The organism is Kitasatospora sp. NPDC059803 (assembly GCF_042732255.1).
GTDB lineage: Bacteria > Actinomycetota > Actinomycetes > Streptomycetales > Streptomycetaceae > Kitasatospora.
The window spans coordinates 6802-28427 of sequence record NZ_JBHWIJ010000026.1; the positions used below are offsets into that span (position 1 = coordinate 6802).

30 protein-coding genes are annotated in these 21626 nt (G+C 68.4%); all 30 read right to left on the reverse strand.

Annotated features, from left to right (window positions below):
- Positions 1 to 87: 87 nt before the first annotated feature.
- Positions 88 to 540: a 50S ribosomal protein L15 gene (gene rplO / locus ACFV6I_RS06820; RefSeq protein ID WP_376086152.1), complete on the reverse strand. Its 453-nt coding sequence runs from the start codon at positions 538 to 540 to the stop codon at positions 88 to 90.
- A 2-nt stretch (positions 541 to 542) separates the two neighbouring features.
- Positions 543 to 725 carry a 50S ribosomal protein L30 gene (rpmD, locus tag ACFV6I_RS06825; RefSeq protein WP_030251557.1) on the reverse strand — a complete coding sequence of 61 codons (183 nt, stop codon included), beginning with the start codon at positions 723 to 725 and terminating at the stop codon, positions 543 to 545.
- The gene (gene rpsE, locus ACFV6I_RS06830) at positions 725 to 1348 is read right to left on the reverse strand and encodes a 30S ribosomal protein S5 (protein ID WP_030055834.1); all 624 of its coding nucleotides are present in this window, start codon (positions 1346 to 1348) and stop codon (positions 725 to 727) included. The genes rpmD and rpsE overlap by 1 nt, the downstream gene beginning before the upstream one ends.
- A 48-nt stretch (positions 1349 to 1396) precedes the next feature.
- On the reverse strand, positions 1397 to 1780 hold the full coding sequence (gene rplR / locus ACFV6I_RS06835; protein ID WP_030280785.1) for a 50S ribosomal protein L18: 384 nt from the start codon (positions 1778 to 1780) through the stop codon (positions 1397 to 1399).
- A gap of 3 nt (positions 1781 to 1783) precedes the next feature.
- Positions 1784 to 2323 (reverse strand): 50S ribosomal protein L6, encoded by a 540-nt coding sequence (gene rplF / locus ACFV6I_RS06840; RefSeq protein ID WP_063348971.1) that lies wholly within the window; start codon positions 2321 to 2323, stop codon positions 1784 to 1786.
- Between the two features lie 22 nt (positions 2324 to 2345).
- Positions 2346 to 2753: a 30S ribosomal protein S8 gene (rpsH, locus tag ACFV6I_RS06845; protein ID WP_030055831.1), complete on the reverse strand. Its 408-nt coding sequence runs from the start codon at positions 2751 to 2753 to the stop codon at positions 2346 to 2348.
- Positions 2754 to 3023: 270 nt separating this feature from the next.
- Positions 3024 to 3209, reverse strand: coding sequence for a type Z 30S ribosomal protein S14 (locus ACFV6I_RS06850; protein WP_030393303.1), 186 nt, complete (start codon positions 3207 to 3209; stop codon positions 3024 to 3026).
- 4 nt (positions 3210 to 3213) lie between these two features.
- Positions 3214 to 3783: a 50S ribosomal protein L5 gene (gene rplE / locus ACFV6I_RS06855; RefSeq protein ID WP_030393302.1), complete on the reverse strand. Its 570-nt coding sequence runs from the start codon at positions 3781 to 3783 to the stop codon at positions 3214 to 3216.
- On the reverse strand, positions 3783 to 4094 hold the full coding sequence (rplX, locus tag ACFV6I_RS06860; RefSeq protein WP_030055828.1) for a 50S ribosomal protein L24: 312 nt from the start codon (positions 4092 to 4094) through the stop codon (positions 3783 to 3785). The genes rplE and rplX overlap by 1 nt, the downstream gene beginning before the upstream one ends.
- Before the next feature lie 15 nt (positions 4095 to 4109).
- The gene (gene rplN, locus ACFV6I_RS06865; protein WP_030393301.1) at positions 4110 to 4481 is read right to left on the reverse strand and encodes a 50S ribosomal protein L14; all 372 of its coding nucleotides are present in this window, start codon (positions 4479 to 4481) and stop codon (positions 4110 to 4112) included.
- A 102-nt stretch (positions 4482 to 4583) separates the two neighbouring features.
- The gene (gene rpsQ / locus ACFV6I_RS06870; protein WP_030055826.1) at positions 4584 to 4856 is read right to left on the reverse strand and encodes a 30S ribosomal protein S17; all 273 of its coding nucleotides are present in this window, start codon (positions 4854 to 4856) and stop codon (positions 4584 to 4586) included.
- The gene (rpmC, locus tag ACFV6I_RS06875; RefSeq protein ID WP_063348970.1) at positions 4856 to 5080 is read right to left on the reverse strand and encodes a 50S ribosomal protein L29; all 225 of its coding nucleotides are present in this window, start codon (positions 5078 to 5080) and stop codon (positions 4856 to 4858) included. Before rpmC ends, rpsQ begins: the two co-directional genes overlap by 1 nt.
- Positions 5080 to 5499 (reverse strand): 50S ribosomal protein L16, encoded by a 420-nt coding sequence (rplP, locus tag ACFV6I_RS06880; RefSeq protein WP_030055824.1) that lies wholly within the window; start codon positions 5497 to 5499, stop codon positions 5080 to 5082. The genes rpmC and rplP overlap by 1 nt, the downstream gene beginning before the upstream one ends.
- Before the next feature lie 5 nt (positions 5500 to 5504).
- Positions 5505 to 6329: a 30S ribosomal protein S3 gene (gene rpsC, locus ACFV6I_RS06885; protein WP_063348969.1), complete on the reverse strand. Its 825-nt coding sequence runs from the start codon at positions 6327 to 6329 to the stop codon at positions 5505 to 5507.
- Positions 6329 to 6676, reverse strand: a complete 348-nt coding sequence (rplV, locus tag ACFV6I_RS06890; RefSeq protein WP_030055822.1) for a 50S ribosomal protein L22 — start codon at positions 6674 to 6676, stop codon at positions 6329 to 6331. The genes rpsC and rplV overlap by 1 nt, the downstream gene beginning before the upstream one ends.
- Positions 6677 to 6726: 50 nt before the next feature.
- The gene (gene rpsS / locus ACFV6I_RS06895; protein ID WP_030055821.1) at positions 6727 to 7008 is read right to left on the reverse strand and encodes a 30S ribosomal protein S19; all 282 of its coding nucleotides are present in this window, start codon (positions 7006 to 7008) and stop codon (positions 6727 to 6729) included.
- Positions 7009 to 7019: 11 nt separating this feature from the next.
- Positions 7020 to 7856 carry a 50S ribosomal protein L2 gene (rplB, locus tag ACFV6I_RS06900; protein WP_063348968.1) on the reverse strand — a complete coding sequence of 279 codons (837 nt, stop codon included), beginning with the start codon at positions 7854 to 7856 and terminating at the stop codon, positions 7020 to 7022.
- A 43-nt stretch (positions 7857 to 7899) separates the two neighbouring features.
- Positions 7900 to 8220, reverse strand: a complete 321-nt coding sequence (gene rplW, locus ACFV6I_RS06905; RefSeq protein WP_063348967.1) for a 50S ribosomal protein L23 — start codon at positions 8218 to 8220, stop codon at positions 7900 to 7902.
- Entirely contained in the window at positions 8220 to 8897 is a 678-nt protein-coding gene (gene rplD, locus ACFV6I_RS06910) for a 50S ribosomal protein L4 (protein WP_063348966.1), read from the reverse strand. Before rplD ends, rplW begins: the two co-directional genes overlap by 1 nt.
- Before the next feature lie 4 nt (positions 8898 to 8901).
- Positions 8902 to 9549 carry a 50S ribosomal protein L3 gene (gene rplC, locus ACFV6I_RS06915; RefSeq protein ID WP_063348965.1) on the reverse strand — a complete coding sequence of 216 codons (648 nt, stop codon included), beginning with the start codon at positions 9547 to 9549 and terminating at the stop codon, positions 8902 to 8904.
- Between the two features lie 14 nt (positions 9550 to 9563).
- The gene (rpsJ, locus tag ACFV6I_RS06920) at positions 9564 to 9872 is read right to left on the reverse strand and encodes a 30S ribosomal protein S10 (RefSeq protein WP_012785157.1); all 309 of its coding nucleotides are present in this window, start codon (positions 9870 to 9872) and stop codon (positions 9564 to 9566) included.
- 420 nt (positions 9873 to 10292) lie between these two features.
- On the reverse strand, positions 10293 to 12113 hold the full coding sequence (locus ACFV6I_RS06925) for a hypothetical protein (RefSeq protein WP_380369554.1): 1821 nt from the start codon (positions 12111 to 12113) through the stop codon (positions 10293 to 10295).
- 333 nt (positions 12114 to 12446) lie between these two features.
- On the reverse strand, positions 12447 to 13340 hold the full coding sequence (locus tag ACFV6I_RS06930) for a glycosyltransferase (RefSeq protein ID WP_063348963.1): 894 nt from the start codon (positions 13338 to 13340) through the stop codon (positions 12447 to 12449).
- Between the two features lie 438 nt (positions 13341 to 13778).
- Positions 13779 to 14156, reverse strand: a complete 378-nt coding sequence (locus ACFV6I_RS06935) for a DUF2304 domain-containing protein (protein ID WP_063348962.1) — start codon at positions 14154 to 14156, stop codon at positions 13779 to 13781.
- Positions 14153 to 14842 carry a glycosyltransferase family 2 protein gene (locus ACFV6I_RS06940; RefSeq protein WP_063348961.1) on the reverse strand — a complete coding sequence of 230 codons (690 nt, stop codon included), beginning with the start codon at positions 14840 to 14842 and terminating at the stop codon, positions 14153 to 14155. Before ACFV6I_RS06940 ends, ACFV6I_RS06935 begins: the two co-directional genes overlap by 4 nt.
- 103 nt (positions 14843 to 14945) lie before the next feature.
- On the reverse strand, positions 14946 to 16280 hold the full coding sequence (locus ACFV6I_RS06945) for a hypothetical protein (RefSeq protein WP_380423796.1): 1335 nt from the start codon (positions 16278 to 16280) through the stop codon (positions 14946 to 14948).
- Between the two features lie 124 nt (positions 16281 to 16404).
- Positions 16405 to 18471, reverse strand: a complete 2067-nt coding sequence (locus ACFV6I_RS06950) for a hypothetical protein (protein ID WP_380423797.1) — start codon at positions 18469 to 18471, stop codon at positions 16405 to 16407.
- Positions 18472 to 18653: 182 nt separating this feature from the next.
- A complete protein-coding gene (locus tag ACFV6I_RS06955; protein WP_380423798.1) occupies positions 18654 to 19085 on the reverse strand; it encodes a GtrA family protein in 432 nt (143 codons plus the stop codon).
- On the reverse strand, positions 19082 to 20071 hold the full coding sequence (locus tag ACFV6I_RS06960; protein WP_380338817.1) for a glycosyltransferase family 2 protein: 990 nt from the start codon (positions 20069 to 20071) through the stop codon (positions 19082 to 19084). Before ACFV6I_RS06960 ends, ACFV6I_RS06955 begins: the two co-directional genes overlap by 4 nt.
- A 175-nt stretch (positions 20072 to 20246) precedes the next feature.
- Entirely contained in the window at positions 20247 to 21440 is a 1194-nt protein-coding gene (gene tuf, locus ACFV6I_RS06965) for an elongation factor Tu (protein WP_063348956.1), read from the reverse strand.
- Between the last annotated feature and the right edge of the window lie 186 nt (positions 21441 to 21626).

Below are 21626 nucleotides of genomic sequence, written 5' to 3' on the forward strand. Positions count from 1 at the left end.
CCTCCCCGCAACCCCGCCCCCCGCGAACCGCCCGCCCCCCCGCCCCCCGGCCGGGGAGGTGCGGGGCTCGCACGGAAGTCAGCGGGCTCAGACGAGCTCGGTGACGGTACCGCCAGCGGCGGTGATCTTCTCGGCGGCGGAGCCGGAGACGGCGTCGACCGTCACCTGCAGCGCAACCGAGATCTCGCCGGTGCCGAGCACCTTGACGAGGGAGTTCTTGCGAACCGCGCCCTTGGCGACCAGGTCCTCGACGGTGACCTCTCCACCCTGCGGGTAGAGCTCGGCCAGCTTGTCGAGGTTGACGACCTGGAACGTGATCTTGAACGGGTTCTTGAAGCCCTTCAGCTTCGGCAGGCGCATGTGGAGCGGCATCTGGCCACCCTCGAAGCGCTGCGGAACCTGGTAGCGGGCCTTGGTGCCCTTGGTACCACGACCGGCGGTCTTACCCTTGGAGGCCTCACCACGACCCACGCGGATCTTGTCGGTCTTGGCACCCGGGGCGGGACGCAGGTTGTGGATCTTGATCGGGTTGTCGCCCATGATCAGTCCACCTCCTCAACCGTCACCAGGTGACGGACCGTTTGGGCCATCCCGCGGATCTCGGGACGGTCCTCCTTCACCACGACGTCGTGCATGCGCTTGAGACCAAGCGAACGCAGGGTGTCACGGTGATTCTGCTTGCTGCCGATGTACGACTTGGTCTGCGTGATCTTCAGGCGAGCCATCAGGCGCTCACCCCTGCAGCACGCGCCCGCAGCAGAGCAGCGGGAGCCACGTCCTCCAGCGGCAGGCCACGACGAGCGGCGATCTCCTCGGGGCGCACGAGGCCCTTCAGAGCAGCCACGGTGGCGTGCACGATGTTGATCGCGTTGTCCGAGCCGAGCGACTTCGACAGGATGTCGTGAATGCCGGCGCACTCCAGGACGGCGCGCACCGGACCACCGGCGATAACACCGGTACCGGGGGCGGCGGGCTTCAGGAGCACGACGCCGGCGGCCTTCTCACCCTGGATCGGGTGCGGGATGGTGCCCTGGATACGGGGGACCTTGAAGAAGTTCTTCTTGGCCTCCTCAACACCCTTGGCGATGGCGGCCGGAACCTCCTTCGCCTTCCCGTAACCGACACCCACGGTGCCGTCACCGTCGCCCACCACGACCAGCGCGGTGAAGCTGAAACGACGACCACCCTTGACAACCTTGGCGACACGGTTGATCGCGACAACGCGCTCGACGTAAGCGGTCTTCTCGACGGCGGGGGCGTTGCCCCGGTCGTCACGCTTACGGTCGCGCCGCTCGCCACCGCCGGTGCCACCGCCGGCGCCGCTACCGCGGCGCTGGGGTCCAGCCATTGGAATTACCTCTCTCGATTACGTCCGTCGACTGAGTCGACGAGCGGCTTAGAAGTCGAGCCCGGCCTCGCGAGCCGCGTCCGCCAGGGCGGCGATGCGGCCGGCGTACCGGTTGCCCGCGCGGTCGAAGACGACCGACTCGATGCCGGCGGCCTTGGCGCGCTCGGCGACCAGGCTCCCGACCTTCTTGGCCAGCTCGGTCTTGTCGCCCTCGGCGCCCTTGATGGACACGTCGAGGGTGGACGCCGACGCCAGGGTGTGACCCTTGGCGTCGTCGATGACCTGGGCGACCATGTGACGGTTCGAGCGCGTCACGACGAGGCGCGGACGCACCTCGGTGCCGACGACGCGCTTGCGAACGCGGATCGCGCGGCGCTTGCGAGCGGCGCTCTTGTAGGCGTTGCCCTTGCCGATCTTGACAGAGACGCTCATCGCTTACTTACCACTCTTTCCGACCTTGCGGCGGATGACCTCGCCCGCGTACTTGACGCCCTTGGCCTTGTACGGGTCGGGCTTGCGCAGCTTGCGGATCTTCGCGGCGACCTCGCCGACCTTCTGCTTGTCGATGCCGTCCACGTGGAACTTGGTGGCCGACTCGACGACGAAGGAAATGCCCTCAGGGGCCTCGACCAGGATCGGGTGGCTGTAGCCCAGCTGGAACTCCATGTCGGAGCCCTTCGCCAGAACTCGGTAGCCGACACCGCTGATCTCCAGCGACTTGCGGTAGCCCGCGGTCACGCCGGTGATCATGTTCGCCACCAGCGTGCGGGAAAGGCCGTGCAGGGCCTTCGACAGACGCTCGTCGTTGGGGCGGGTGACGAGCAGCGTGCCGTCCTCGCCCTTACCGATCTCGATCGGCGCGGCGACAACGTGGGTGAGGGAGCCCTTGGGGCCCTTCACCGAGACCGCCCGGCCATCGATGGTGACGTCCACGCCAGCGGGGACCTGGATGGGCAGCCGTCCAATGCGCGACATTGCTGTACCTCCGTTTCCCGAATTACCAGACGTAGGCGAGAACTTCTCCGCCTACGCCCTTCTTGGCGGCCTGCTTGTCGGTGAGGAGACCCGAGGACGTGGAGATGATCGCCACGCCCAGGCCGCCGAGCACCTTCGGCAGGTTGGTGGACTTTGCGTAGACCCGCAGGCCCGGCTTGCTGATCCGCTTGATGCCAGCGATCGAGCGCTCACGGTTGGGGCCGAACTTGAGCTCGATGGTCAGCTTCTTGCCGACCTCGCCCTCAACGGGCTCCTCAACCTTGTAGGAGGAGATGTACCCCTCCTGCTGCAGGATCTCGGCGACGTGCGCCTTGATCTTGCTGGCCGGCATCGCCACGGAATCGTGGTACGCCGAGTTAGCGTTACGCAGACGCGTGAGCATGTCTGCGATGGGGTCGGTCATGGTCATGATGGCCTCAGGCCTCTCTCGCCGTGGTTTCTCCGCGCCAGGTCCCCCCGCCGCACTCCGAGGAGTGCGGCAGGGGCACAGACGCAGGGGACCTGCGGCGTCGTAAGACTGGGTGCGAGCCCTCCGAAGAGGGTCGACGGCAGCTATGGAGCTCCCGCGACAGGGGGCCCGACCTCACTACCCTACGGGATTCCGTACGCAGCCCCAAAAAAGGGGCGCTGTGGGGTCGGGCACACCTGCTTCGCTATGGCATTACCGCGAGGTCCTGGACTACCAGGAGCTCTTGGTCACGCCCGGCAGCTCGCCGCGGTGCGCCATCTCACGAAGGCAGACACGGCAGAGGCCGAACTTGCGGTACACCGAGTGCGGACGGCCGCAGCGCTGGCACCGGGTGTAGGCCCGGACGCCGAACTTCGGCTTGCGCTCGGCCTTCGCGATGAGGGACTTCTTCGCCATGTGGTTACGCCTCCTTGAACGGGAAGCCCAGAGCGCGCAGGAGCGCCCGGCCCTCGTCGTCGGTCTGGGCGGTGGTCACGACGGTGATGTCCATACCGCGCTGACGGTCGACCTTGTCCTGGTCGATCTCGTGGAACATGACCTGCTCGGTCAGACCGAAGGTGTAGTTGCCACGGCCGTCGAACTGCTTCGGGGAGAGGCCACGGAAGTCACGGATACGCGGCAGGGCCAGCGACACCAGACGGTCCAGGAACTCCCACATGCGGTCACCGCGGAGGGTGACGTGGGTGCCGATCGGCTGGCCCTCACGCAGCTTGAACTGCGCGATGGACTTGCGAGCCTTCGTCACCGCCGGCTTCTGACCGGTGATGGCGGTGAGGTCGCGGATCGCGCCCTCGATCAGCTTGCTGTCACGGGCGGCCTCGCCGACACCCATGTTGACGACGACCTTGACCAGGCCGGGCGTCAGCATGACGTTCTCGTACGAGAACTGCTCCTGCAGCTGACCCTTGATCTCGGAGTTGTAACGCTCCTTGAGACGGGGGGTCACCTTCTCAACAGTCGTCTCAGACATCAGATGTCCTCACCGGTTCGCTTGGCAACGCGGATCTTGTTGCCCTCGTCATCGAAGCGGTAGCCAACGCGGGTGACGACCTTCTTGCCGTCCTTCTCCACGACCAGCTGGACGTTGGAGACGTGCACCGGGGCCTCGACGGTGACGATGCCACCCTGAGTGCCCGGGCCCGGCTTGGTGTGCTTCTTGACCCGGTTCACACCCTCGACCAGGACCTTGTTCTCGGCGGGCATGGCCTGAATGACCTTGCCCTGCTTGCCGCGGTCCTTGCCGGTGATGACCTGAACCAGGTCACCCTTCTTGATCTTCATGCTGTTCGCCATGGGTTAGAGCACCTCCGGCGCAAGCGAGATGATCTTCATGAACTTCTTGTCACGCAGCTCGCGGCCCACCGGGCCGAAGATGCGGGTACCACGGGGGTCACCATCGGTGTTCTTCAGAACGACCGCGGCGTTCTCGTCGAAGCGGATGTACGAGCCATCCGGACGACGACGCGACTTCACGGTACGGACGACGACGCACTTGACGACGTCACCCTTCTTCACCGAACCGCCGGGGATCGCGTCCTTGACGGTCGCGACGATGACGTCCCCGATGCCGGCGTAGCGGCGACCGGAACCACCGAGAACGCGGATGCAAAGGATTTCCTTCGCGCCCGTGTTGTCGGCGACTCGCAGTCGCGACTCCTGCTGGATCACAGCTTTCTCCTGATCGTCAACGAGAGCTGACGGGCCGGCCGCTGCTCACACCAGCGCCCGCGAGGGGCCTGGTGCACATACGGCCGTACCGCATCAACTTCGTTACTTGGCCTTCTCGAGGATCTCGACGACGCGCCAGCGCTTCGTCGCGGACAGCGGGCGGGTCTCCGCGAGGAGGACCCGGTCGCCGATGCCGCAGGCGTTCGCCTCGTCGTGCGCCTTCAGCTTGTTCGTACGGCGGATGACCTTGCCGTACAGAGCGTGCTTGACGCGGTCCTCGACGGCGACGACGACGGTCTTGTCCATCTTGTCGCTGACGACGAGACCCTCACGGGTCTTGCGGAAACCGCGCGTCTCGTTGGTGTTCTCAGTCATCAGGCGTTCTCCACCGTCTCGATGCCCAGCTCGCGCTCGCGCATCAGGGTGTAGATCCGCGCGATGTCCTTACGGACGAGCTTGAGCCGTCCGTGGTTGTCGAGCTGCCCGGTCGCCGCCTGGAAGCGGAGGTTGAACAGCTCCTCCTTGGCCTCACGGAGCTTGGCAACGAGACCCTCGTTGTCCAGCTCGCGGAGGTCAGCAGCCTTGGTGCCGGCCGACATCAGCTCTCACCTGCCTCGCGCCGGATGATCCGGCACTTCATCGGGAGCTTGTGAGCTGCGCGGGTCAGCGCCTCACGAGCCACCTTCTCGTTGGGGTACGACAGCTCGAACATGACCCGACCCGGGTGCACGTTCGCGATCCACCACTCGGGCGAACCCTTACCGGAACCCATGCGGGTCTCGGCCGGCTTCTTGGTGAGCGGACGGTCCGGGTAGATGTTGATCCAGACCTTGCCGCCACGCTTGATGTGACGGGTGACGGCGATACGAGCGGACTCGATCTGCCGGTTCGTCACGTAGGCCGGGGTGACGGCCTGGATGCCGTACTCGCCGAAGGCGAGCTCGGTGCCACCCTTGGCAGCGCCACGGCGCTTGGGGTGGTGCTGCTTGCGGTGCTTGACCCGACGGGGGATCAGCATTGGAGTCAGGCCTCCGTTCCGGTGTTCTCGGCAGCCGGAGCCTCCGCGGCCGCGGCCGCGGGGGCCTCGGACGCGGCGGGGCGACGGCCGCGGCCACCGCGCTCGCCACCACGGCGCTCGCCACCGCGGGCGGGACGACCACCCTCGGGACGGGCCGGGCGGTTGCCCGAGCGGGCAGCGGCGTTCTCAGCGCGGACCTCGGCGATGTTCTTGACGTCGCCCTTGTAGATCCAGACCTTCACACCGATGCGGCCGAAGGTCGTCTTGGCCTCGAAGAAGCCGTAGTCGACGTTCGCGCGCAGGGTGTGCAGCGGCACACGGCCCTCGCGGTAGAACTCCGAGCGGCTCATCTCGGCGCCGCCGAGACGACCGGAGCACTGGACCTTGATGCCCTTGGCGCCGGACTTCATGGTGCCCTGCATCGACTTGCGCATGGCACGGCGGAAGGAGACGCGGGAGGACAGCTGCTCCGCGACGCCCTGAGCCACGAGCTGGGCGTCCAGCTCGGGGTTCTTGACCTCGAGGATGTTCAGCTGGACCTGCTTGCCGGTCAGCTTCTCGAGGTCGCCGCGGATGCGGTCGGCCTCGGTGCCACGGCGGCCGATGACGATGCCGGGGCGGGCGGTGTGGATGTCAACGCGGACGCGGTCGCGGGTGCGCTCGATCTCGACCTTGGAGATGCCGGCGCGCTCCATGCCCTTCGTCATCATGCGACGAATGGCAACGTCTTCCTTGACGTAGTCCTTGTACAGCTTGTCGGCGTACCAGCGGGACTTGAAGTCCGTGCTGATGCCGAGGCGGAACCCGTGCGGGTTAACCTTCTGGCCCATTACCGGGTCCCTTCCTTGCTGCTGACGACCACGGTGATGTGGCTGGTCCGCTTGCGGATCCGGTAGGCACGACCCTGCGCACGCGGACGGAACCGCTTCAGGGTCGGGCCCTCGTCAACGTACGCCTCGCTAATGACGAGGTCGTCCACGTTGGAGTGGTTGTAGTTGTGCGCGGCGTTGGCAATGGCGCTGTCGAGCACCTTGCCGACGGGCACGGTGGCGGCCTGCGGAGCGAAACGCAGGACGGCCTGGGCCTCCGTGGCCGGAAGGCCACGGATGAGGTCCACCACGCGGCGGGCCTTCATGGGCGTGACGCGGATGTACCGCGCCTGGGCCCTGGCTTCCATGGTTGTCCCCTTGCTGGTGTAAGTCATTGAGTCGGTAATCTCGCTGGCGACTAGCGACGCTTCGACTTGCGGTCGTCCTTGACGTGACCGCGGAAGGTACGCGTCGGCGCGAACTCGCCGAGCTTGTGGCCGACCATCGACTCGGTGACGAACACCGGGACGTGCTTACGGCCATCGTGCACCGCGATCGTGTGGCCGAGCATGGCCGGGAAGATCACGGAGCGACGGGACCAGGTCTTGATGACGTTCTGGGTACCCGCCTCGTTCTGCGCGTCCACCTTCTTGAGAAGGTGGCCGTCGATGAAGGGGCCCTTCTTGAGACTGCGCGGCATCTGACCTGCTCCTAGCGCTTCTTGTTGGTCTTGCGGCGGCGCACGATGAGGGCGTTCGAAGCCTTCTTCGGGCTACGAGTGCGACCCTCCTTCTGGCCCCACGGCGAGACCGGGTGGCGGCCACCAGAGGTCTTACCCTCACCACCACCGTGCGGGTGGTCGATCGGGTTCATGGCGACACCACGCACGGTCGGGCGAACGCCCTTCCAGCGCATACGGCCGGCCTTGCCCCAGTTGATGTTCGACTGCTCGGCGTTGCCGACCTCGCCGACGGTGGCGCGGCAGCGCGCGTCCACCAGGCGGATCTCACCGGAGGGCATGCGCAGGTGCGCCATCTTGCCCTCACGCGCCAGCAGCTGGATGCCGGCACCGGCGGAGCGGGCCATCTTGGCACCGCCACCGGGACGCAGCTCCACCGCGTGGATGGTGGTACCGACCGGGATGTTGCGCAGCGGCAGGTTGTTGCCCGGCTTGATGTCGGCGCCAGCGCCGTTCTCGATCCGGTCACCCTGCGCGATGCCGCGCGGCGCGATGATGTAGCGCTTCTCGCCGTCCGCGTAGTGCAGGAGCGCGATGCGCGCGGTGCGGTTCGGGTCGTACTCGATGTGCGCGACCTTGGCCGGCACGCCGTCCTTGTCGTGACGACGGAAGTCGATCACGCGGTAGGCGCGCTTGTGCCCGCCACCCTGGTGGCGAACGGTGATCCGACCGGCGTTGTTACGGCCGCCCTTGCTGTGCAGGGGGCGAACCAGCGACTTCTCCGGCGTGGACCGCGTGATCTCTACGAAGTCGGCCACGCTGGAGCCACGACGGCCCGGCGTAGTCGGCTTGTACTTGCGGATGCCCATTTGGCTCTCTCGTCCTCGTCCTTATCGACGATCACGATCTCCGTTAGGAGACCGGACCACCGAAGATGTCGATGCGGTTGCCCTCAGCCAGCGTCACGATGGCGCGCTTGGTGTCCTTGCGCTTGCCAAAGCCCGTCTTGGAGCGCTTGCGCTTGCCCTGACGGTTGAGCGTGTTGACGGACTCGACCTTGACCGAGAAGACCGCCTCGACGGCCTGCTTGATCTGGGTCTTGTTGGCACCGGGCGACACGACGAACGTGTACTTGTTCTCGTCGAGGAGCGAGTAGCTCTTCTCCGAGATGACCGGCTTCACCAGGACGTCACGGGGGTCCGTGAACGTCTTGCTCGTGATCTCTGCAGCCATCAGGCGGCGCTCCCTTCGAGCTCGCCCTCAGCAGCCACGGCCTTGGCGGACGCGGCGGGACCCGCCACGAAACGCTCGAAGGCGGCCTGGGTGAAGACCACATCGTCGGAGACGAGCACGTCGTAGGTGTTCAGCTGACCGGCGTCCAGGATGTGCACGTGCGGCAGGTTGCGGGCGCTCTTCAGACCCAGCTCGTCGGCACGCTCGACGACGAGGAGGATGTTCTTGCGCTCGGTGATCTTGCCGAACAGACCCTTGGCGGCCTTGGTCGACGGCGCCTCGGCCGCGATCACGTCGGTGACGACGTGGATGCGGTTGTGGCGGGCCCGGTCGGTGAGCGCACCGCGCAGGGCGGCGGCGATCATCTTCTTCGGGGTCCGCTGCGAGTAGTCGCGCGGCACGGGACCGTGCACGACGCCACCGCCGGCGAACTGCGGGGCGCGGGTCGAGCCCTGACGGGCGCGGCCGGTGCCCTTCTGGCGGTACGGCTTACGGCCGCCACCGCGGACCTCGGCACGAGTCTTGGTCTTGTGGGTGCCCTGACGGGCCGCAGCGAGCTGCGCCACGACGACCTGGTGCATCAGCGGAACGCTGACCTTCGCGTCGAAGATCTCGGCCGGCAGCTCGAGGCTGCCGGTCTTGTCGCCCGAGGGCGACAGGATGTCAATGGTGCTCATATCCTCACAGCCCCTTCGCCGCGGTGCGGACGAGGACGAGGCCGCCGTTCGGACCCGGGATTGCGCCCTTGATCAGGAGCAGCCCCTTCTCCGCGTCAACGGCATGGACGGTCAGGTTCTGGGTGGTCACGCGCTCGTGGCCCATCCGGCCGGCCATCCTCATGCCCTTGAACACGCGACCCGGGGTGGCGCAGCCACCGATCGAGCCGGGCGAGCGGTGCTTGCGCTGCACACCGTGACCGGCGCCGAGGCCCCGGAAGTTGTGGCGCTTCATGACACCGGCGAAGCCCTTGCCCTTGGAGGTGCCGGTCACGTCGACCTTGACACCCGCCTCGAACAGCTCCGCGGTGATCTCCTGGCCGAGGGTGTACTCGGACGCGTCCGAGGTACGGAGCTCGACCAGGTGGCGGCGCGGGGTGACACCGGCCTTGGCGAAGTGGCCCGCGAGGGGCTTGTTCACCTTGCGGGGGTCGATCTCGCCGAAGCCGATCTGGACGGCGTCGTAGCCGGCCGGACTGTCAGCGGTGTGGACCTGGGTCACGACATTGGGCCCAGCCTTGACGACGGTCACCGGAACGATCCGGTTGTTCTCGTCCCAGACCTGGGTCATGCCGAGCTTCTCGCCCAGGATGCCCTTAATCTGCTTAGCCATCTTCGGTGCGCCTCTCAGAGCTTGATCTCGATGTCGACGCCAGCCGGCAGGTCGAGACGCATGAGCGAGTCAACCGTCTTCGGCGTGGGGTCGAGGATGTCGATCAGACGCTTGTGAGTACGCATCTCGAAGTGCTCGCGCGAGTCCTTGTACTTGTGCGGCGAGCGGATGACGCAGTACACGTTCTTCTCAGTGGGCAGCGGCACCGGGCCTGCGACCTGCGCACCAGTTCGGATCACCGTCTCGACGATCTTCTTCGCCGAGGAATCGATGACCTCGTGGTCGTAGGCCTTGAGCCGGATGCGGATCTTCTGTCCCGCCATGGCTACTCAGTAGTCCTTTGTCCTTAGTCACTGCACGACCACCCTCCGACCCCCGCGCTCGGGCGTGTCGCGCTCGCGCTTGCAAAAAACCGGCGAAAAGCTCGTCGGTTTCAAACTTTCGGGGTGGGGGGGCCGGGCCGAGGCCCCGCATGCACTTCCCGGAAGATTCCCGTACTTTCGCCCCGCAGCTGCCGTGGCGTCGACTTCACGCTTAACGGCCATCACGGGAACGACGAGTACCTGGGACTCGCTTCCAGTCCTCCCGGCGGGAGGCGCACAGCATCGGCAACTCAACCGAGCAACTTGGACATACTGCCACATGGAGCAGCCCGGATGCCAATCGGGGCCGGTGAGGTCGCCCTCACCGGCCCCGATCGGGTGACCGTTCTCAGCCGCGGCGCGCACCGCCGCGGACCCGCGTCACCAGGGTCGCTTGCTCCCGCAGGTCAGCGCCCACTCGTCGCCGGTCACGTTGGCGCACCACAGCTGACCCTTGTCGGGCTCGTTGTTGTACTCCTTGAGCTCCTTGTTCACCGGCGCGCAGTCGGTCGGCCCGGCCGGGTCGTACTTCGGGCACTTGCCGTCGCGGTTCACCAGGATGTGGGCGCGCCAGGCGTCCGCGCCCATGTCGATGCCCTTGGCCCCGGCGACCGGCACGTACTCGGGCTTCGTGGTCGGCATGTAGCGGTCCGCCGACCAGGAGGCGGCCATGGTGGCGAACAGCGCCACCGCGCAGACCGCGCCGGCGACCAGCCGGCCGGTGACCGCGGGCCGCAGGGTCAACGGCGCCGGCCGCCCGACGGCGGCGACCCGCTGCACCGTGCGCAGCCAGCCGGCGCCCCGCTGGACGAGGAACATCAGGCCGAGCACCGCGAGGATCATCAACGCGTACAGGATGATCCAGGTCGTCCGCGGGTACAGCTGGATGGACTTGGTCTGGGCCATCTGGGAGGCGAACCAGAAGCGCAGCAGCCAGGCGCTGATCAGGGTGGCCGTCACGGTCCGGACGGTGATGCTGCGCAGCCCGAGGCCCAGCGCCAGCGCGACCCCGGCGAGCAGCAGCAGGGTGTAGGCGCTCTGCCCGGCGAGCTCACCGTGCCACGGGAAGTCGTGGTAGTTCAGGTCGCCGTTGCGGTCCGAGGCCCAGCCCATGATGTACGCCGGGTCGATGTACACCGAGAGGTACGCGTACCGGTCCTTGGCCTGGGCGCCCAGCCGCACCAGCTCGTACAGCAGCGGCGAGCCGACCACGCCGGCGCTCACCAGCGTCACGCCGAGGAACAGCAGCACCCGCTTGATCCGGGCGGCGCCCTGGCGCCACGGGATGACGAACAGCGTCAGGACGAGGACGCCGGGCGCGGCCCAGACGAACCAGCCCGAGTACCAGAGGAACATCAGGCCGAACGAGACGCCGAAGCCGAGGCCGCGCAGCACCGTGGACCGGGTCGACAGCTCGTGCGACCGGCGCAGCTCCCGCAGGGCGGCGGCCAGCATCGGCACCATGACCAGCATCGTGACGTGGCTGTACGGCCGGATCGGGTCGAGGAAGAGGATCGCCGACGGGACGGCGATCAGCAGCGCCCAGACCGGCCGCAGCATCAGCCGCCAGGAGAGGTACGCCATCGGGCCGACCAGTGCGCTGCAGATCAGCTGGACGTCCTTCATGGCGTAGCCGACGCCGCCGACGCCGCCGTAGAACAGCTTCGACCAGACCGCCAGCAGCGCCGGGAAGCCGGGCGGGTAGACCCCGGGCAGGCCCTTGCCGCGCAGCATGTCGTTGGCCATGCCCATGAGGTTGCCCGGGTCGCCCTCCTGACCGCCGAGGCCCCACTGGGTGCCGTTCAGCGCCACCGCGATCCCGCCCGCGACCGCGCCGGTGGCCAGTCCCGCGACGGCCGCGCAGACCAGCCGCTGGGCCAGCTGGTACCGGGCCAGGCTGCCCCGGTAGGCGGCGTACAGCAGCACCGCCAGGATGGGCAGGCCCACGATGGCGGCGTACTTCTGGAGCATGGCCAGACCGCTGACCTGGCCCACCCGGTTCAGCGGGTTGACGTCGATGCGGGTGCAGAGCAGCGCGAAGCCGAACGCCGCCACGATCGAGACCAGGGCCTCGGCCGAGCGGACCGCCCAGGGGCGCTCCAGCAGGCCGTCGAGCCGTCCGGGGCGGGGCGCGATCGCGCCCTCCGGTTCGAGCGACCCCTTGCGGGAGCCGCCGACCGGGCTGGTGGCCAGATCAGTCATGTCAGTCACTTCCGTGCAGTGGCCACGTCCGATGAGTGGCGAAGAATGGCGCAGTGGACCGGCGATCAGCGGCCATCATAGGGCGCTTACCAGAAGCCGAGGCCTCGGGCAAGAACCCCGTTCCGGCCGTGTCGGGGCTGGGGCGTGGTGGTTCAGCAGGATCCGCCCGGTCGGTCGTCGGTGCTCCCCATGAGCACCCCCTCACCCACCCAGAGCCCAGCGGCCGACCGAAGCGCTTACTCCCGCCCCGTCGAATTCGGCCGGGCGCCTCGGGGGCGCCGTGACCCGGGGGCGTCCGGCCGGCTGCCGGCACCGCCCTCGGACCCGCTCGGGTCAGCTGCTGCGGACCGCGCGGCCGACCATGGCGCCGGCGTGGGAGAAGTCACCCGCGCCGAGCCGGCCGGCGGCGACCATCAGGGCGTGCAGGCGGGACGAGAGGTGCAGGTCGGCCGAGCGCGCAGCGTTGGTCCAGCCCTTGGCGCGCAGTTCCTTGGAGATCAGCGAGTAGTACCGCAGCTCCTCGTCGAAGCGCTTGCCGTCCTTGACCCGGTTCGAGGAGTCGCTGGCCTGGTGGCGCCGGTAGCGGAACACCTCGCGCTCGTCGACCAGCAGGTTGCCGCCCTCCATCAGCATGTCGACCATGAACGCCAGGTCGTGGATGGCGTCGATGTCCGGGCGGTACGGGATCTTCGACAGCGCGGACTGGCGGTACGTGAGCGACGGCGTGTACAGCCAGTTGCCGGACAGCAGGCTCTTCACCGCGGCCTCGCCGCTGATCACCCCGGCCTTGCGGGCCGGCGCGCTGATCCGGCGCTTGACCTTGTCGCCGATGCCGAGCGAGGGCACCAGGGTCCCGTCGCTGTCCATCACCCGCACGCCCGGCTGGACGGCGATCGCGTTCGGGTCGGCCCGCAGGCGCTCCAGGACGACGTCCAGGTAGTCGGGCTCCAGCAGGTCGTCGGCGCCCATCATCGAGACGAACTCGCGCTCGGCCAGGGTGGAGGCCTTGTAGGTGTTGCCGTTGGGCCCCAGCCGCTCCGCGTTGCGGATGTACCGGATCCGCTCGTCGTTCAGGCTCTCGATGTACTGGGGCGCCCGGAAGCCCGGGTACTGGTCGTCCACGATGGTCAGCCGCCAGTCCTGCTGGTGCTGGGCCCGGATGCTGTCGATGGTGGCGAACAGGTACTCCGGATCGCCGTAGTACGGGATGACGAAATCGACGCTCATGACGGCGCCGCACCTCCTGGTCCTGGATCACGCTTCGGTGCCGCCCGGCCGCGGCCAGCGGGCGCCCCAAGTCAACCAGCTTTGCCGGGCCCGTGCGTCAGCCGGTCGGCCCACACCGGCTCCGGGGGGCGGAGATCGGGTGTACAGAGGCCGCCAATCGGAAATTCTGACACAAGGAAATACGTCCGCCGGGCGGCCGGGGGATGAATGAACTCGGTAATGTCCGGATTTTCCGGAGCCCAAAAAGGCGGCACCTATTGGCGCCCCCTTCTTCCACAACGGATGAACGGGCGTCACCGTTCGGCTCGGTGGCCGACGGTCGACGGGATCGTTCGCCGGCCTCTCCGGCGGCGCGCTCGCCCGCACGCACGGCTGAGGGCCGGCACCCCGTCGGGGGTGCCGGCCCTCAGGCCTCGTGCCCTGTCGCGTGGAGCGCGATCAGTGGTCGGAGCCGACCGGAGCGTCGAGGCGGTCGTTGTTGTGACGGACGCCCTCGGTGATGGCGACCGTACGGGCCAGGTCGGTGAGCTTCTTCTCCAGCGACCGGAAGCGCAGGTAGGTGTTGAGCGTGAGGAAGCCCATGGCGATGACCATCAGGTAGAGCACCAGGTCCGTGCCACGGCCGACGCCCAGCGCGGTGGCCAGCTTGGTCACGCCGGCCGGCCACAGGATCGCGATGACGTTGGCGACGACGAAGAGCGAGAAGGCGATGCGCTTCCACGCCCGGGTGTTCGCGGCGTCCCAGCGCCGGACGAACAGGAGGGCCATGCCCACGGCGGCCAGGACGAGGATCAGCTGGATCCAGAGGTGATTCATCGGCGGTTACGCTCCCGCAGCGAGATGTCGAAGAGGATGTTCACGCCGTTGATCAGGGACTGGCCCTTGGCGCGCGAGTAGTCGGTGTAGAGGATGTCCACCGGCACCTCTGCCACCCGGAGGTCCGAGCCGGCGAGGAAGGAGACGATCTCCGAAGCGTGGGCCATGCCGTTCATGGTGATCCGGATGCGGCTGGCCGCCTCCCGGTTCATCACGCGCAGACCGTTGTGCGCGTCGGTGAGCTTGAGCTTGCGGGCGGTCGGGCTGACCGCGGCGGCGGTGCGGAGCACGACCCGCTTGATCCACGGCACCTGGCCGGTCTGCTCGATGAAGCGGGAGCCGAGCACGATGTCGGCCTCGTCCTGGCGCAGCAGCGCCACCATCTTCTCCACGTCGGCGGTCTGGTGCTGGCCGTCCGCGTCGAAGGTGGCGAAGTACTCGGCGCCCTCCTGCTCCAGCGCGTACTTCAGGCCGGTCTGCAGCGCTGCGCCCTGGCCCAGGTTGACCGGGTGCCGCACCAGGTGGGCGCCGGTCGTCATGACGTGCTTCGCCGTGTCGTCGGTGCAGCCGTCGTCGATCACCACGATGTTGGGGAAGGTCTTGCGTGCCCCCTCCACGACCTCGGCGATCACCTGGCCTTCGTTGTAGGCCGGGATCACCAGCCAGACGTTGTCATAGTCGGACACAGGGGCTCCATGCTTGGCGAACGGCACGGCGTCGCGTGCCTCGGTCTGTCTGTCGGTGGTGATCACGGGCGTCGTCGGCCAATCACAGTCCGGTCCCCCACCGTCACGAGGTCCGCAGCGGCTCGGCCGCGCTCCTGTTGTCCAGCCCGGAGCGCCCGGAGGCGGCAGGGCTGGAGGGGAACGCGCGGTACAGCGCCCACAGCATCAGGACGGCGCTGATCAGCGCGCCGGCCAGGTACGCGAGCTCGGCACGGAGACCGACGTCGCCCGGGGAGAGGGCGACCGCAACCAATGCTACGGAACCGGCCGTCCAGCCCACCAGCTGTCGGCGGTGCTGGGCGCTCGACATCAGCGCCTGGCCGAAGACCGTCGCGAGGACGTAGCAGAGCGTGCCGAGGACGAGCCAGGTGAAGTCCAGCGGGTTGAGCAGGTCCTTGGCGTTGAAGAGCAGCGGGTTGAGCCAGGCGCCGAGCGCGATGACCGGCAGCCCGCCGCCGATGCACATGGCGGCGACGATCGCCGTGGTGCGGGTCAGCACCTTGCGGAACTCGGCGTGGTCGCCGGCCGCGGTGGCACCCGAGAGCGCGGAGACCATGGAGGCCTGGAGGGCGCTGTAGGCGAAGAGCGGCACGCGGGCCATCACCACGGCCTGGCCGAGGGCGAAGACCAGGGCGTCGGACGCCTCGGAGTGCTTCGGCGCGAGCAGGCGCACGCAGACGACGGTCGCGTTCACCACCAGCTGGCTGAGCATCACGGAGCCGATCAGCAGGCCGAGCCCGCTGGTGAGCTGGCGCCAGGACACCTCCGGCCCGGGGGCGCGGTCGGCGAGGATGCCGCGCAGGCCGATCAGCGAGGCGGCGACCGGGGCGACCACCAGGATCAGGCCGAAGGCCAGTGCCGAGTGCAGCCCGAGGACGGCGGTCAGCGCGGCCAGCCCGATGCGCAGGGCACCGTCGACGGCCAGCTGGGTGCCGTAGGGGCCGAACAGCCCGAGGCCGGCCAGCGCACCGCGGGAGACCGAGCTCACCGCGAGGCCCGCCATGCCGCCGGCGAGGGCCACCACGAGGGTCCGGTCGCCGCCGAACAGCTGGTCGGCGATCGGGCCGGCGGCGGCCGCCAGCACGGCGCAGGCCGCGGCCAGGATCGCCAGGGCGAGCAGCAGCATCCGCCGTACCGCGGGCAGTGCCCCCGCCCCGGACACCTTGCGGGCGGCGACCAGCCGCGTCAGCTCCAGTTCGACGGGCTGGAACAGGCCCCACCCGACGGACATCACGATCGTCCAGAGCATCGTCACCCTGGCTGCGCCGGCCGTGCCCAGGCTGTAGCCCACGAGCGCCATGTAGACGTACGCCGAGGCCCCGAGTACGACCGTCCCACCGACCACGAGCCGGGCCCCCGGGGGTAGCACCCCGAGCAGCTTGGCGATCGGGTTCTTCATCACATGATCACCGAATTAACCGGCCGACCTTGCCACACGTCTCCGCACGAGGCCGGCCCGGCCGTGCGATTGCTGTGAATAGTAGCGGGTAGCCGTGAACGTCCGATGACGGTGGGCCCCACCCTCAGACCCCCGGGAAGGTACGGGACCACGGCTCCGTCCACAGGTTCTGAGGATCGCTCAGCACCGTCACCGTGACACCCTGCGCCGCCAGGTCCCGCTTGATCCGGTCGCCCACGGAGCGGTCGGCGGTCAGGACGGTCGGCGGGACGGGCGCGGCCGGGAGCTTGTCGATGGCTCCCTTGAGGCGGCCCAGAGACTTCTGGTAGTCCTCCTCCTTCACCTGGGGGCCGCCGATGGACACCCAGTGGATGTCGTACAGCGCCGTCATGTCGCCCCCGCGCCGGTTCAGCAGCGAGGCGAGCCAGGTGGCCTTGAGGTTCTTGTAGTCGTCGTTGGCGAAGAGCGCGATCACCGGGCCCTTGCTCGATATGTCGAGCGCCTGCGCGCCCTTGGGGCCCATGTCCCCCTTGAACTCGCCGCGTCCCCAGGCCACCAGCGGGTTGCCGGACCAGGCGGACGGGTTGTCCTTGGTGGTCAGGAAGCCCCACTGCACGTTGGCGAAGAGGCTGAGCGCGGCGGCGACGGCGAGGCCGGATATCGCCAGCTCGCCGAGGCGGCTCGGCAGCGTGCGGCCCGTCCCCCGGTACGGGCTCTGCAGCATGACCCCGACGGCGCCGAGGGATATCAGGCTGACCACGACGCCCACGGCCGTCATCTTGTGGAAGTAGTACGAGTACTTGCCGATGGTGTGCAGCTGGTAGGCGGCGAAGGCGCTGAGCAGCCCGCCGGTGCCGAGCAGGACCGCGAGGTGCGCCTGGCCGACGGCCGTCCGGCGGTTGCGCGGCATGACCGCGGCCAGCAGGCCGAGCAGCCCGCCGCCGATGAGTATGGAGCGGTCGGCCCCGACGCTCGGGCCGTTCATGTTCGAGGCACTGGCCACGTCGAGGTTGCCCAGCACGGACAGGACGCTCGGCAGCGCGGCCACGCCCAGCGCGCACGCCAGCGCGCCGGCGGTCCACCACCAGCGCCCGGCGAACTTGCGCCGGTGCGCCACCAGCGCGCCCAGCAGTGCCACGCCGACGAAGGCGCCGTAGATGTTGTACGCGTAGGTGACGGTGATCAGCCCGGCCGACGCGGCCAGCACGAACTCGGTGGTGCCCATCGCCGGCCGGATCATCACGGCCAGCGCGAGTGCTATCAGCAGCAGCCCGATGAAGGTCGAGTCGAAGCCGTGGACCATCAGGTCCATGTAGTTGCTCGCGAACATGATCGCGCCGACGGTCGCGCACACCGCCGCGCAGCGCCAGCCGCGCAGCCGCGGCCCGCCGATCCACCGGGCCGCCCAGACCAGTGCGGCGCAGAACAGCGCGTACCCCACCAGCAGGTACAGGAAGTACCGGTTCATGGTGTAGAGCATGTCGCCGGAGTCGGCGGCGGAGTGGACGAGGGTGTCCGTCCAGGCCAGCAGGAAGTGGGAGCCCTGCGGGTACGTCACCTCGGACGGCGGTATCAGGTAGGACCGGGCCGCCTCCTGGTGGAGGAAGTTGAAGCCGCCGACGTTCTGGATGCCGGAGAAGAAGGAGAAGTGCGCGAGCCGGTCCTCCGACGTGGCGAAGTAGGCGACCCGCTCGGCCGCCGACGTTCCCGCGATCGGGTGGAACAGGTAGTGCCAGACGCCGTAGCCGGTGCCCAGGACCAGCAGGTCGGACCAGCGGAAGCGCAACGGCAGGCGCGGGCCGCGGCGGGCGGCCCAGGCGGCGACCGTCACCACGCTGAACATCAGGCCGCTGGTGGCGACCGGCGAGAGGCCCCACGGCCAGAGCGAGAAGAGCAGGCCGAACGTCAGCACCGAACCGGCGAGCACCAGCCCGGCGACGAACAGCCGGTCGAGCAGCACGCCGCCGACCCGGAGCACGGCGGCTATGGAGAACAGCAGCAGCGGCAGCAGCAGGACGCCCAGGTCCAGCGCGACCAGCCCGGTCGGCACCAGCCAGGACAGGGCCAGCCCCCCGGCCAGGACGAGCGGGTTGCGCCTGGACCGTCCACTGGTGATCGGCTCGGGCGGCGGCCCCGGCGGTGCGGTCGGACGTTGAAGCTCGCGCTCAGGCGAGGAATGTACGGTCGACACGGTGCCGTGCCCCTTCGGTCAAGTCCCTGCCGCCCGTCTCCCCGGCCGGGTGCGGACTTCCACTACCGTCAGCGGGCAGGCTACGAGCCACAGCATACCGAGGGGCCCGTCGGCACGACGGGCTGAGGGGGCCGGGTGGACGGTCCGCGAACGGCCGGTAACGGGCGCCGTCGAGCGCCGGTTCAGCCCCGGAAGACCCAGATCTTCAGCAGCACGAACCGGGCCACCGTGGCCAGGCCGTTGGCGGCGACCAGTCCGGCGACCTCCACCGGCCGGGAGGCGTTCGGCGCCACCTGGTCCAGCAGGGCGAGCACGCCCGCGCTGAGGCCGAGCCCGATCAGGAAGGCCACCGCGCCCTGCAGCTGGTGCCGGACCATGCCCTGCGAGCCGGTGACCCCGAAGGTGAAGCGGCGGTTGGCCGCGGTGTTGGCCACCGCGCTGACGGCCAGCGCGATCAGGTTCGCCGCCTGCGGGTCGGTGAACCATCGCGCGGCGACGAACAGCACCAGGTAGAAGACGGTGCTGAGCACGCCGATGACCAGGAAGGACGGCAGCTGGCGGCGGGTCGACGGGGCCGGCTCGGCGGGCTCCGCCGGTTCCTCGGTGACGGTCACCGGCCCGGGCCCCGCGCGTCGCCGTGCGCCGCGTCGTCCTGCGCCAGTTCGTCGTCGGCCGAGTCGTAGCCGACGAAGTAGGTCGGGCGGGCCTGCACCGCCGAGTAGATCCGGCCGACGTACTCCCCCAACAGTCCGACGCAGATCAGCTGCACGGCGCCGATGAAGAGCATGCCGATGAACAGCGAGGACCAGCCGGGCACGGTCGCACCGAGCGCGTACGAGAGAGTGGTGTAGACCGCGAGGGCCAGGCAGACCACGAAGCTCACCAGGCCCAGCCAGGTGGCCAGCCGCAGCGGGGCGGCGGAGAAGTTGGTCACGCTGTCCAGTGCGAGCCGGACCATCTTGGACAGCGGGTAGTGGGTGCCGCCAGCCACCCGCTCCTCCCGGACGTACACCACCTCGCCGCTGGGGAAGCCGAGCCACGGCACCAGCAGCCGGTAGACCGGCTGGTGCTCGGGCAGCTGCTTGAGGGCCTCCACGGCCGCACGGCTGAGCAGGCGGAAGTCGCCGGCCTGGTTGGGCATCCGCTTGCCGACCAGCTTGCGCATCAGCCAGTAGTAGGCGCCGGCCGTCCGGCGCTTGAAGGCGGTGTCGGTGGCGCGGTCCCCGCGCACGCCGTAGACGACGTCGAAGCCCTGCTCGCGGGCCAGGTCGAGCATCTCCGGGATCTTCTCCGGCGGGTCCTGGAGGTCGGCGTCGATGCTCACCACGTAGTCGCCGCGCGCCCGGTGGATGCCGGCGGTGAGCGCGGCCTGGTGTCCCGAGTTGCGGGCGAAGCGGACGATGCGGAACTCCGGCCAGTCCTGCCGGACCTTCTGCAGGACGACGGGGGTGGCGTCCGTACTGCCGTCGTCGACGCCCACGACCTCGTAGTCGACCGCGAGCCCGTCCAGGATCGGCCGCAGCCGCTCGACGGTCAGCGGGAGCGCCTCCTGCTCGTTGTAGATCGGCATCACGACCGACAACAGTGGTGCCGTTGGCATGCGTTGGATCCCACTTTCCGCGACGGCGGGCTGGACGGTCGCCCGACAATAACAGCCGGCCATGAGCAGGCTGTGAGAGCGGGTGAAGGCCTGATGAAGGCCGAAGGGCTCCGCACACCTGGGTGTGCGGAGCCCTTCGGTTCGCCTGTGCGGGACAGACAGGTCAGAACATCAATTACTTGATGATCTTGGTGACCTGGCCGGCGCCCACGGTGCGGCCACCCTCACGGATGGCGAACTTCAGGCCCTCCTCCATGGCGATCGGCTGGATCAGCGCGACCGTCATGGCGGTGTTGTCGCCCGGCATGACCATCTCGGTGCCCTCGGGGAGGGTCACGACGCCGGTCACGTCCGTGGTACGGAAGTAGAACTGCGGGCGGTAGTTGTTGAAGAACGGGGTGTGACGGCCACCCTCGTCCTTCGACAGGATGTAGGACTGGGCCTCGAAGTCGGTGTGCGGCGTGACCGAACCCGGCTTGATGATGACCTGGCCGCGCTCGACGTCCTCGCGCTTGATGCCACGGAGGAGCAGACCGACGTTCTCACCGGCCTGGCCCTCGTCGAGCAGCTTGCGGAACATCTCGATGCCGGTGACCGTGGTGGTGGTCTTGGTCTCCTTGATGCCGATGATGTCGACAGTCTCGTTGACCTTGAGGATGCCACGCTCGATACGACCGGTGACGACGGTGCCACGACCGGTGATCGTGAAGACGTCCTCGATCGGCATCAGGAACGGCTGGTCCACGGCGCGGGCCGGGGTCGGGATGGCCTCGTCCACGGCGGCCATGAGGCCGAGGAGCTTCTCGCCCCACTCCTTGTCGCCCTCCAGCGCCTTCAGCGCGGAGACGCGGACGACCGGCAGGTCGTCACCCGGGAACTCGTACTCCGAGAGGAGCTCGCGGACCTCGAGCTCGACGAGCTCCAGGATCTCCTCGTCGTCCACCATGTCGGCCTTGTTCAGGGCGACGACGATGTAGGGGACGCCGACCTGGCGGGCCAGGAGGACGTGCTCCTTGGTCTGCGGCATCGGGCCGTCGGTGGCGGCGACGACGAGGATCGCACCGTCCATCTGGGCCGCACCGGTGATCATGTTCTTGATGTAGTCCGCGTGACCCGGGCAGTCGACGTGGGCGTAGTGACGCGCCTCGGTCTGGTACTCGACGTGCGCGATCGAGATGGTGATACCGCGCTGCCGCTCCTCCGGCGCCTTGTCGATCTGGTCGAACGGCGTGAAGGGGTTGATCTCCGGGTGAGCGTCGTGCAGCACCTTGGTGATGGCCGCGGTAAGGGTCGTCTTACCGTGGTCAATGTGACCAATGGTGCCGATGTTGACGTGGGGCTTCGTCCGCTCGAACTTCGCCTTCGCCACTGCAGTCCTCCTGAGGACAGTTCTGTACGCCGTGCTGACGTCAGTTGGTCTTTGATCGGGTTTGGGCCCGAGGTGCCGGAAGCACCTCGCACCGTCACGAGGTGTGGTGTCAGGATTCACCAGCGGTGGTTAGAAAAACAAAGTAGCAGGTGGAGGAGCAAAAACAAAAGAATTTGAGAAAGAAAA